This window comes from Algoriphagus sp. NF, assembly GCF_028823735.1.
Taxonomy (GTDB): Bacteria; Bacteroidota; Bacteroidia; order Cytophagales; family Cyclobacteriaceae; genus Algoriphagus; species Algoriphagus marincola.
On the sequence record NZ_JAPEIB010000025.1, the window covers coordinates 46,896 to 58,277 of the forward strand.

An 11,382-nucleotide genomic window follows, 5' to 3' on the forward strand; every position below is an offset into this window, starting at 1 on the left:
TCAAATTTGAAAGGCAGAAATGAAAGCAAAACTGTCATCATTGGTTAACTTAGCCAAAAATTTTATTTAATGGCTCTTAGTACTTTCGTAAAGATCAGCGGCGTAACCAACTTAAGTGATGCAAGGTATTGCGCAGGAATGTTTGTAGACCTACTAGGTTTTGATTTACAGGAAACCTCAGATAAGTTCGTTTCACCAACTCAATTTCAGGAGATTTCAGGATGGGTTTCAGGTGTTGATTTTTGCGGGGAGTTTGGTAATGATTCTTTGGAAACCCTACAGGAAAAACTCAAAAAATACCCCGAGATTTCGTGGATTCAACACAATAAGTTGGAGACTTTACTTCAATTTGATTCTGAAAAATATCAGTTGATCTTTCAGGCAGATCTCAGTGAAGTCAGACATATCGAAGAGGAACTTGCAGAAAAAATTTCTAATCAAAATCTTCACTTATTGCTTTCAGTTGATCAAACTGAATTGAATACTGATCAGAAGGAATCCATCAGATCCATTTCTAAAAACGCTAAGGTCATCCTAGCAGGAGGAATAAGTCCATTCAATGTAAAGTCAACCGTTTCTGAATTAGAGCTCTTTGGTATTGCTCTTGAAGGAGGGGAAGAAATAAAGCCAGGGCTCAAAGATTTTGATACCCTGGCAGAGATTCTAGAGGAGTTGGAATTGGAAGATTAAATTCTCGATTACTCCCAAAGATCTGAAAGATTGTAAGGGCTACTTCCCTGAGTGAAGAAAGTACCATCAACAAATCGGTGACTGATTCCGATATCTTTTAGCTCCATCATATCATGATCATCTAGTTTGATATCAGTAGCCTTCAGATTTTCAGTTATTCGGGATTGATTTACTGATTTTGGGATCACTACAATATTTCGAGCAATCGACCATGCGATCAGCACCTGTCCCTCTGAAACTCCATGCTTTTTAGCAATTTCCTTTACTACCGGATTTGAAAGCAATTTCGGATCATTTTTATGCTTTTCTGCTCTCGAATCAGGCGAGCCTAAAGGACTATATGCCGTCAATAGGATATGATTTTCCCTGCAAAACTGAACCAATTTGTCCTGAGGTAAAAAAGGATGCATCTCAATTTGATTCATTTCAGGTGATTCTCCCCCCATATCCAGAAGCTCCTGAAGCTTGCGGCTATTAAAGTTGGACACACCAATATGCTTGGTTTTGCCAAGTGCTTTTTGCTCCTGCATAGCTGACCAAGTCTGGGTAAGCGGCACATCCTTATAGGTAAAGAACTCTTCTCTAAGCGTCGCAAAACCAACTCCATGTTTGAAAGCAATTGGCCAATGAACTAGATATAAATCCAAGTGATCAAGCCCAAGATCTTGAAGGGTTTTGTCCAAAGCAGGCCCTACATCCTCAAGTCTATGTGAATCATTCCATAATTTAGATGTGATAAATACCTCTGACCGAGTGACAATTTTATCAGCAATGGCATCTGCCAACCCCTCTCCAACTTCTTTCTCATTTCCATAAATAGCCGCACAGTCAATATGTCGGTAACCTGCTTCAAGAGCCCAGTAAACCGCCTGACGTACTTCTCCTGGTTTGCTTTTCCAAGTACCAAGACCAAGAATAGGCATGGTATCTCCGTTTTTAAAAGTGACTTTTTGCATTTGATGTTGTTTGATGGAGTTCAAAATTTGAATAATCGTAATTTACTAAAAAAACGAAGGTCAATCGGTCCTTGTTTCCAGATATCTTTTGAATTGGTTCATTACCCAAAGATGAAAGCGTGCCTGAGTATTCAGATAAAGTATCCAAGGAAGACGGGGAACGAACTCATGGATAGCTGATAGAATATAATTTCCACCAAGAACACCTCTAAATTCCAACCATCCATAATCAAAGCGCTTCACTAGCCAGCCTCCCGTAATGTAAAACAACTGACGCTCTTGATCACTTCGATCCGGAATCATGGTAAGCTGAAGCATGGGTTTCTTTCCCCATAGCAAATGAAATCCGATATCACCTCGCTCAGTCCTTTTTCCATTGATGAGAAATTTAAAAAAGCTAGGCAACCATAGATTATATCGATTTGCAACCCAAGCAGCAGAATGACCATTTTTATTACTCATTCGTTGAATGCTTCTGACCGTGTTTTTCATCCCCTTCTTGGGGTAAAACTTGGGTAGATTTGGCCTTTGATCGGATTCCAAAGCCTCTTTGACAGACTCTTCATAGGAGATATACTGAAGCTCTTTTAAATCAAATGCCTTTTTGGGATCAACCTTTAAGGTATGTACCAAGCTTTCTACCAAAGGAGACACCAGCTGTGGCGGGCTATCCCCAAACAAGCCAACCCAAAACTTGGATAGTCCCAAGGAAAAAACAGGAACAGAGAAAATAATTCTCTTTTTCCCCAAAGCCGTGGCGGTTTTTGCAAGCATGGATTTATAGGTTAAAACTTCAGCTCCTCCGATATCTATAGCCCGGCCATAAGCATCCTCATTGCCAATGCATGTATCGATAATTTGAAGTGTATTTCTCAGAGAAATTGGTTGTGTCTCAGATTCAGTCCATTGAGGACACATCAATACTGGCAATCGAGTCACCAAGTTTTTAATCATATCAAAACTCGATCCTCCCGGCCCTACAATAATGGATGCCCTCAAGGCCGTAAGAGCAGCTGATCTAGAACCTAAGGTATGCTCCACTTCTAGACGACTTCTTAGGTGTCTCGATAAAGTACTTTCTGGTTCATCGGGTATCAATCCACCTAAATAAATAATTTGCTGGACCTGGTTGATATCCGCAGCTCTGCTGAAATTATCTGCTAAAAGCAGGTCTGTATCCTCGAAACTTCCCTGATTGAGCCTGGTGGAAGCATTCATCGAATGGACCAAATAAATGGCGACATCCACTCCTTTCAGAGCCTCCACTGTGGATGAAATCGAATAGAGCTCTACTTGTCTCCATTCTACTTCCGGGTAAGGGTTCTTTTTTACTTTCCGACGGCTTAAACCGATGATTTTGTACTTGTGCTTGTATTTTTCGATAAACCAACTCCCGATGTAACCTCCTGCTCCTGCTATGGCGACGGTAATTCGAGTATCTGATGGGGAGCTGTCTTCGTGCATAAAAGTAGATTTGATTATAAAACTAATTCAAATCCAGTCTGTTTTCGATTTTTTTATTTCGATGCATATTCCTTGGCTAAGGTGGTTGTATGATACTTGGTAATCATATTAGGCACCTCCCAATCTGGCAAATTTCCGTTTTGATAGTATTCCAAAAATCGTTCGGTAACCTGCGCGAAGTGTGCCTCATGCCCATTGTGATAGCGATCAGGAATAATAACCCGATATTCACCATTGCTTGATTCTTCCAAATCAATTCCTGGATAAGTGCTTTGAAGCGTTGTTTTGACGGCATTTTCCAACTCAGTAAAATTTTCTCCCAAAAGTTGGACATAGAGTTCCGGACGGTAATTCTGCTCTTTTCCCTGTCGGATGACCAAATTGGCCTTGGTCCCACGCATCATACTGTAATGCGTATCCCCTGCCCCTTCAGGTGCCTGAAAATTCCATATTACACTGACTTTGGCATGGATTCCTTTAAGTGAATAATTCATCTCCCCATTAGAATAGACCTCTAAGGATTCATTTTTGATATCCTTTTGGAGAAAATCCGGAAACTCAGCTTTCCCAGTCACTTGCCGAAATTGCTCCAAGCTAAGCGGCGTAGCCCATCTTTTGGCCGAAAGCATGGTGACATCGGTGATATCTACGATTTGATTGGGAAAAGCTTCCCATTGAATCAGGTCCACTAGGTGCGTAGTCACGTCAACAATTCCCTCACCCTCGATTTCCACATCAAAAAACCAGTCAGGTCGGACCAAAGGAACTCCAGAAACATACTTGAAAAAGTGATGTACGGACTCCTTGGTGATTGCAGGGTTGTCTGGACTTCCCTTCTCCAGCTCCCCAAAAACTTCCGGGATTTGAGAAAGCTCTTTTTGAAGCAGGGTGGTGATTTCAAAACGCTCGGTCATGATATCATAAACCAGCAAATCTTTCTCCTTGGCAATGGCAAAAGCCTGCTTCAGCTTTTCAAAACCTTCGCGATTAATGACCAAGGGCTTATCAGCATACACATGAATCCCATTTTGAACGGCTTCGAGGATGTAGTCTATTTTTTTATCATTCTTACCCGCTACCATCATCACATTGCCGGGTTTTTGGGAGATCATCTTTTTCAGGTAATCATCCCCTGCAAAAACTTCCAGATTCCAAGCGGTGCGATTTTCTGACCTTGTATTGTAGGACTCCAATCTGTTCAGATGATCTTTCAACTCATCTCCGGGAGGTGCAAAAATGTAAACCGTCGAATCCACCTGCGGATACATGGTCTTATGGATCAAGCCGGCATGAAAATGCCCAGGATCCAAAGTCATAATGGTTACATTTTGGATGGTGGATTCACTCATATTGCTTTCAGGTTCTGTCGAGCTACAAGCCCCGAACAAAAGGGCCGCAAAGGCCCAGATTGTATAACTTCTTAAATTCATCGATAAATTTTTGAATGAATAGACATCATAGAAAAGCAATCTAAATTGCCCTCGAAAACACACCAATTTCACTAAATTTTAGGTTTTAGGATTTTCATTAATTGATTCCTGACTTGCCAAAGCCGAGAATGAGTAGGGCATGAATTCCCGCACAAAAACCAAAATAAGCATGCTTCCAGCTTCTAGCTTCAAACTTCCTACCCTCTGAGAAATAAAGGGAATTCAAAATTAGAAAAGGTAAAAGATTAAACCTTCACATAATCCGTTCCCCAGGGTCTTCGCTGAGGTCTACTGAGATGGGTGTTGGCTTCCGGATCATTGATGAATTCTTCTTTCACCGGGTCCCAAGCCAATTTTCTTCCCAATTTCATGGCGATATGGCTAATCAAACAAACTGAACAAGCTCGATGTCCGATCTCTACCGGAGAAAGCAATTCCGTTTTTCCCTGAATAGCGTCCAGCCAATTGCCATGATGCTCATCACTTCGGGTCAATCGAATTTCATTTTCTCCGATCTGAGAAGTCAGGATTTTTGGGTCTGATGCATCCAAGGCTTTAGCATTGTTGTTTTGGGAAACGGGATCAGAAGAGGAAGCCACATAATTTCCCCGGGAAACCCAAATCCATCCTTCAGTTCCTTCGTATCGAATTCCGTTTGGATAGCCTCCGGAAGTAAACATCATGACACCATTATCGTATTCGGCCTTGACCATAAAGTCTCCGTGCACATTCCAAAAACCTGAGCGTGGAAATTCTGCCACTGCCTCAATATACCTTGGCCCTGTCAACTCGGTATCCATGCCCCAAGCTGCTGAGTCAAAATGATGCTGACCCCAGCCTGTGATCATTCCCGCACCATAGTTTTCATGCCGCAACCACCCCGGACGGCTGTAGTCGTTTTGCGGATGGACACCGATTTCCGTGTATGGAATCTCAGGCGTAGAACCCAACCACATATCGAAATTCAAATTGGAAGGAATCGGCATAGCCGGAGCATCTGGACCCGATGGATCGCCGGGAAGTCCTATTCGTACGGTATGAAGCTTTCCGATTCGGCCATTTCTAACCAGTTCTGCCGCAATTCTGAATTGCTCGCTCGATCGCTGTTGTGTACCCAGTTGGAGTACTACACCAGTTTTGTTGACCACTTCAACCAATTGTCGACCTTCCTTGATGGTCAGTGACGTGGGTTTCTGCACATAAATATGCTTTCCTGCCAAAGCGGCTTCCATGGCAGGCTGAGAATGCCAATGGTCAGGAGTGGAAATGATTACCGCATCGATGTCTTTATCGAGCAGCATTTCCCGGTAATCCCCGTATTGCTTCACATCCATGTATTTTTCGCCCAGCTTTTTGCTGTAGTAGTCTTCGACCAGTTTTTTCCCATCTGCCATCCGCTTGCTGTCTACATCCGACACAGCCACAATTCGGGCAACATCATGCCTCCAAGTGCCGGGCAAATCATGGTCTCGGGCAATTCTTCCGCAGCCGATCTGACCGATATGGATTTTATTGCTTGGGGCATTTTTTCCGAAAACGGAAGCCGGAACGATCGTGGGGAAACCGAAAGCTGCCCCTGCCATGGCGGTTTTTTTCATAAAATCTCTTCTTTCCATATTCTTAGTGATTTATTGCTTGGGTTTATTTTACAAATGCTCTCCAGTAAGCCTCGGCTTCTTCTGCCTTAAGATCCCCGTCAAAGACAATCATCTGATACTTAAGGGAGTATCGCTTTTCTGGCTGAATTTCCCAGGATTCATGACGGATGGGACAAAATTCGATGAATACATTTCCTTTTCCATCGTATTGACCCACAGGCCAAACACGCAAGGGTTCGGGATGGGCTTTGTTGGTATTGTGGCTCAGAAAAAGAATCCCACTTTGCCCTTCGGGTGAGTCGGTTTTTCCCTTGACAATGATCCACTTAGCCTCGGTGCCGTCGGCAGTTTTGCGATCGTGACCTTCTGAAGTCAAAATAGTGCTGTTTTCATCTCCCCATACTTCCGTAGCTCTGAAACCTATTCCTCCTCCGTATCGGTAATCATCCAAAAGGATTCCTCCGGGGATTTTGGTGGAAATGGTAGTCGTATAATCAACCATATATCGGCCTTTATCAGCCGGCTTCAATTTGATTCTCAGGTCTTCTTCAATCGCCAATCCTTCTGACTCGGGAGCCTTCAAATCAATATGATTCTGCCGCACATTCAACTCTGCTGCACCGCCGGCTACTTTTTTGGAAAGAATATGGGAGAAATCCACTCGGCCCTTTTCATCTCCCAAATTCCAAAAATCCACCTCTCTCCCACTGATGGTAGCCCGGGTCCAAGGTCCCCAAATGCCATAGTGATGGTAATGATCTTTTGGTTGAATCCGACTGAGAACTTGTCCACTAGGAGAACTGATGGGGTGGATAAAACCGGATTTGCTAAAAGCTTCTTTGACACCCTCAGGAACAGGTTCTTTGACTGTCTGATAGGTAAGAACTTTCTTTCCTTCAAAATAAAAGTCCACTCCCTTTTCGGATTCCTTAAGCTCAACTTCTTGCGCAAACGATCCCGTAGAAAAAAGGGCGAAAAATAGCACGGAGGTCAAAATTCTTTTGAAAGACATAGAAATTTCAGGTTATTGGGATTGTGTTTTTGAAGTTATTAAAATCTCTTAAAAAGCCCCGAACTACTAACCCAATATACCTATGATCAGAGCTATTATCTACGGAATCGTTTTCTTGTTTTCGTTTCAATTCGTCTCTGCACAGAGCCTTCCTGAAGTCACATTAGATGAAGCTTGGAAAGAAAAAATCAGAGATTTAGCTCCCGAAAAACCCACTTTTCCAATCTCAAAAAAGAAGAAGGTTTTGGTCTTTTCATTGCATACCGGGTTCAATCACTGGGTAAGACCTCACACCGAAGAAGTGGTCAAAATCTTAGGGGAAAAAAGCGGTGCCTTTGAAGTCATCAATAGCAGAGATATTGATTACATGGAATTGAAGAACCTGAAAAAATTCGATGTATTAGTGTTGAATAATACAAATTCCAAACCCGACAAACGCAATCTTTTTTGGGATGAGCTTAAAAATCAATCCTACGGCGATTCAGCAGCCATCATGCAAAAAGCGCTAGAATTGGAAGAAAATATCCGCAAATATGTGTCAGATGGAGGAGGTCTCTTGGTCCTCCATGGAGGAAATACCATCCTCAACAACTCTAAGGACTTCAGTCGCCTTTTGGGAGGAAGCTTTGATTATCACCCGCCACAACAAGCTTTTCAAGTAAGGTTGGAAAATCCAAATCATCCCTTGGTTCAGGCTTTTTCACCCGAAGGGTTCAAGCACATAGACGAACCCTATTTTTACAAAAACGCCTACGAGGAAGGTGATTTCACTCCACTTCTATATTTCAACAATTCAGAAATCACGGGGCAACGTGAGGGACAGGAAAAAACGGATGGAAAAACCTACGTAGCCTGGATCAGACCAGAAGGCAAGGGAAAAGTCATGTACGCCTCCCCATCCCACAATGCCCAGAGTTTTGATAACCCTCAATTGCTCCAATTCTTTCTGGATGGAATGCAATATGTGGCTGGTGATGTAGACTGTGATGAAACTCCTATTGGGAAGATGAAACCCTAATGAGTAGGCATGTACGAATGAATAATAGCCTGTGCTGCCGTACGTCCTGAAGTCATTGCGGCATTGATGGAGCCATTTAGAAGGTAATCTCCTGCTAAAAAGACCTGATCTGTGATTTTGCAGGCCGTAGGTGCAATCTCATATTTCATATCATCCACATGAGGGAGCGCATATGAGATTTCATACGACTTTAGAAACTTGAAGTATTCCGCCTTCACTCCTGAAATCTTTGAAAGTTCTTGTTGCACCTTCGAAATAAGCGTTTTCTGATCCATATCCGCTTCCAAAACTGTGACTGAAAGCAAAGAACGATCTCCATTTGCATAAGCCTCAGACACATCATCCATGAAGACGATATTATTGACCAAATGGTCACCTGGGAGCAATCCGATCATCGGCCTAGCCAGAAATGATCGCTGTAATGTAAAGTAAAGGTTGCAAACCTTGCGAGGGCTTCCAAATTGTCCCTGTAGTTGCTTCATCACTCGGTCAGGCTGTACAGCAATGATTACTCGATCCGCAATCAAAGTTTCTCCATTTTCCAGATGGATTGCATTTCCCTGTACTTCTTTCACAGGATGATTAAAATAAATCTGTGTCTCACTCAATTGCTCTCGGATCATAGCAGGAATTTCTCCCATTCCTTTCTCAGGAACTGCCGCATGTCCTTGGGCAAACATCTTGAATACAAACTCAAACATCCTAGCCGAGGTATTCAAATGCTTTTCTAAGAAAATTCCTCTAAAGAAGGGAGAAAAGAAATTCTCAATAATCCGATCCGAAAAGCCATAATTCTTCAGATATTGATGGGTGGGGATATTTTCTCCGGCAAAAATCTCCTGATTGGATTTGTTTTTTAACTCCTGGGTAAGGGAAAACATTTTCACCTTATCCATAAAAGTCCCAACCTTAGAAAAGGCCATACTGACCACTTTCAGCGGATTTCGCATTGGGTCTGAAATAATGTAAGTATCATTTTGATCAAAAATGACAGCACCCGGGTCGAAAGTTTTCAGGTGAAGAGCCTGAAAATCCAGATACCTTTTAGCCTCTGGATAAGCAGTATTTAAGACTTGAAACCCATGATCTAAAAGAAATCCATCCACTTCATCGGTCTTCATTCTACCTCCGATTCGATCACTTGCCTCCAAAATAACAGGACGAAATCCAGCTCGCTCTAACTCAAGTGCCGCAATCAAGCCTGATATTCCAGCGCCGATGATGTAAATTTTTTCTTCTTTCATAGTTCAAGGGTTCAAATCATTCTAATTACAAAAATGGCCAAAATCTTCGAATCTGACCTGAATTTCTAACTCATGCGAATTCAAAGAGTTTTACCAAATTTTGATGAAATCCATCAATGGTCTAGTCCTTTCACCTGCAATTTCTTAAAATCACAAAAAAATTAGACCATGCGATCCATCCTATTCATTTGCTTACTGCTATTTAGTTTCTCTGCTACTCAAGCGCAAACTTACTTTCCAGAAAAAGGTAATTGGGAAAGAAAATCACCTCAAGAGCTAAACATGGACGCCTCAAAAATCCTAGAGGCCATTGAGTTTGCAAAAACTCATGAAAGTAACGCAAACCCAAATTTAAAGATCGCTCACTATGAAAGTGGCTTCGGAAGGGAACCCTTTGGCTACCCCATCGGGCCAATGAAAGTGAGAGGACCAGCCACAGGCTTGATCATTTACAAAGGCTATGTAGTTGGGCAATGGGGAGATCCAGATCGGGTAGATTTGACTTTTTCTGTTGCAAAAAGCTTTCTATCAACCACCGTGGGACTGGCTGTCCAAGAAGGCCTCATTCGCAGCGAACAAGATTTGGTATATCCATACATGGCACCGATCTATCCCTACTTGCCAGAGCGACCCTCCATCAATAAAGCTGACCATCTGGAAGAGGAGGACGTATTTGATCTTTTTGGAACAGAACACAACCGAAAAATCACTTGGGATCATTTGTTGAGACAAACTTCCGATTGGGAAGGAAGTCTATGGGGCAAACCTGATTGGGCTGATCGTCCTGCTGAAGGAGTAGCACAGAAGCGAGCAAGACCGCAAAATGAACCCGGAAGCAAATATGAATACAATGACACTCGGGTAAATGTACTTGCTTTGGCTGCCATGAACATATGGAGAAAGCCTTTACCGGTAGTCCTCAAGGAAAAAATCATGGATCCGATCGGTGCAAGTGATACTTGGAGATGGACCGGCTATGAAAATTCCTTTGTAATCATCGATGGACAAATCATGCAGTCTGTCAGCGGTGGATCGCATTGGGGAGGTGGAATGATGCTTTCAGCTTGGGATCAAGCAAGATTTGGATACCTGACTTTACGAAATGGTAACTGGCAGGGAGAGCAGCTTATTCCGGAGACTTGGATGGAAAAATCCAAAACCCCCACTCCTGCCAATCCTAGCTATGGGTTTATGAACTATTTCCTCAATGAGGATCAAAAGCAAGTCCCTGCTGGTCCCAAATCAGCTTTTCTCCATATTGGAGCTGGCACCAATATGATCTATGTCGATCCTGAAAATGATTTGGTGGTGGTAGCTAGATGGATTCCGAATGGAGATAAGGCCGAATTGGTAAGGCTAATCCTAGAAAGCATAAAATAAAAAAAGCCCCGGAAAACCGGGGCTAGGTGATCGTGAACAACTTTTCACTATTCCTTTTTGTGACGGAAGGAGTACCGCTTAGTCGGCATTTTAGAACAACCTTAAACCTATTAACCTATTTCTAACCTAGAGCAAGACTAGCCGACTAAACCAAATAATCTTCTGTAATTGAAAATTATTTACTCGTCTTGCATACAAAATTACGGGAAAAATTAATTCGGGGTTAACCCCTTCACCTTTTCTTGACTTATATCAAGATAGAATTAAACGATAGAGGAAATAAACAGCATTAAAGCCCTGTTGACTTAATAATGAGTTCAAAAAAGTGCAAAGAATCGGGTCTGAAGATTAAATTGAAATTGTAATAATGAAATCGAGCCTGCCTGTATTCTAAGGTTTAGGCAAGAAGAATTTCAGTTTTTTTTACGCGGCGTATTTTAAAGTATCTACATAGTCGGAATTTCTGTTGACAACAGCAAAAGCCCTTGCAAGAAGTTTGTTTCGGATGATGTTAAGTGTGCTCATTTTGCTTTTACCTTCAACGGTTCTTCTCTTGTAATAGGTCTTCATTTCGGTGCTGTATTGGATAG

At 42.3% G+C, this 11,382-nt stretch carries 9 protein-coding genes; 3 read left to right on the top strand and 6 right to left on the bottom strand.

Annotated features, from left to right (window positions below):
- Window positions 1-69: 69 nt before the first annotated feature.
- Entirely contained in the window at window positions 70-690 is a 621-nt protein-coding gene (gene trpF / locus OU792_RS12640) for a phosphoribosylanthranilate isomerase (protein ID WP_274670359.1), read from the top strand.
- 8 nt (window positions 691-698) lie between these two features.
- Here the strand turns inward: trpF and OU792_RS12645 are convergent, their stop codons facing one another.
- The 5 genes from OU792_RS12645 to OU792_RS12665 all read right to left on the bottom strand — a co-directional run bounded on the left by OU792_RS12645 (window position 699) and on the right by OU792_RS12665 (window position 7,150).
- Entirely contained in the window at window positions 699-1,646 is a 948-nt protein-coding gene (locus tag OU792_RS12645; protein WP_222583074.1) for an aldo/keto reductase, read from the bottom strand.
- A gap of 60 nt (window positions 1,647-1,706) precedes the next feature.
- Window positions 1,707-3,110 (bottom strand): NAD-dependent epimerase/dehydratase family protein, encoded by a 1,404-nt coding sequence (locus tag OU792_RS12650; protein ID WP_274670360.1) that lies wholly within the window; start codon window positions 3,108-3,110, stop codon window positions 1,707-1,709.
- Window positions 3,111-3,163: 53 nt separating this feature from the next.
- Window positions 3,164-4,459 (bottom strand): putative oxidoreductase C-terminal domain-containing protein, encoded by a 1,296-nt coding sequence (locus OU792_RS12655; RefSeq protein WP_274670361.1) that lies wholly within the window; start codon window positions 4,457-4,459, stop codon window positions 3,164-3,166.
- Between the two features lie 326 nt (window positions 4,460-4,785).
- Complete coding sequence (locus tag OU792_RS12660; protein ID WP_274670362.1) at window positions 4,786-6,156, bottom strand: Gfo/Idh/MocA family protein; 1,371 nt, start codon at window positions 6,154-6,156, stop codon at window positions 4,786-4,788.
- Window positions 6,157-6,181: 25 nt separating this feature from the next.
- Window positions 6,182-7,150 (bottom strand): DUF6807 domain-containing protein, encoded by a 969-nt coding sequence (locus tag OU792_RS12665; RefSeq protein ID WP_274670363.1) that lies wholly within the window; start codon window positions 7,148-7,150, stop codon window positions 6,182-6,184.
- Window positions 7,151-7,232: 82 nt separating this feature from the next.
- Here OU792_RS12665 and OU792_RS12670 point away from each other — a divergent pair, with 82 nt between their 5' ends.
- Window positions 7,233-8,168 (top strand): ThuA domain-containing protein, encoded by a 936-nt coding sequence (locus OU792_RS12670; protein WP_274670364.1) that lies wholly within the window; start codon window positions 7,233-7,235, stop codon window positions 8,166-8,168.
- Here the strand turns inward: OU792_RS12670 and OU792_RS12675 are convergent.
- Window positions 8,165-9,412, bottom strand: a complete 1,248-nt coding sequence (locus OU792_RS12675) for an NAD(P)/FAD-dependent oxidoreductase (protein WP_274670365.1) — start codon at window positions 9,410-9,412, stop codon at window positions 8,165-8,167. The two genes, OU792_RS12670 and OU792_RS12675, sit on opposite strands and share 4 nt — an antisense overlap.
- 168 nt (window positions 9,413-9,580) lie before the next feature.
- On the opposite strand from OU792_RS12675, the gene OU792_RS12680 reads away from it, so the two are divergent.
- Window positions 9,581-10,792 carry a serine hydrolase domain-containing protein gene (locus tag OU792_RS12680; protein WP_274670366.1) on the top strand — a complete coding sequence of 404 codons (1,212 nt, stop codon included), beginning with the start codon at window positions 9,581-9,583 and terminating at the stop codon, window positions 10,790-10,792.
- Window positions 10,793-11,382 lie beyond the last annotated feature (590 nt).

Coding starts and splice junctions, on each gene's coding strand:
- trpF (WP_274670359.1), top strand. CDS start 70: ATGGCTCTTAGTACTTTCGTAAAGATCAGCGGCGTAACCAACTTAAGT.
- OU792_RS12645 (WP_222583074.1), bottom strand. CDS start 1,646: ATGCAAAAAGTCACTTTTAAAAACGGAGATACCATGCCTATTCTTGGT.
- OU792_RS12650 (WP_274670360.1), bottom strand. CDS start 3,110: ATGCACGAAGACAGCTCCCCATCAGATACTCGAATTACCGTCGCCATA.
- OU792_RS12655 (WP_274670361.1), bottom strand. CDS start 4,459: ATGAGTGAATCCACCATCCAAAATGTAACCATTATGACTTTGGATCCT.
- OU792_RS12660 (WP_274670362.1), bottom strand. CDS start 6,156: ATGGAAAGAAGAGATTTTATGAAAAAAACCGCCATGGCAGGGGCAGCT.
- OU792_RS12665 (WP_274670363.1), bottom strand. CDS start 7,150: ATGTCTTTCAAAAGAATTTTGACCTCCGTGCTATTTTTCGCCCTTTTT.
- OU792_RS12670 (WP_274670364.1), top strand. CDS start 7,233: ATGATCAGAGCTATTATCTACGGAATCGTTTTCTTGTTTTCGTTTCAA.
- OU792_RS12675 (WP_274670365.1), bottom strand. CDS start 9,412: ATGAAAGAAGAAAAAATTTACATCATCGGCGCTGGAATATCAGGCTTG.
- OU792_RS12680 (WP_274670366.1), top strand. CDS start 9,581: ATGCGATCCATCCTATTCATTTGCTTACTGCTATTTAGTTTCTCTGCT.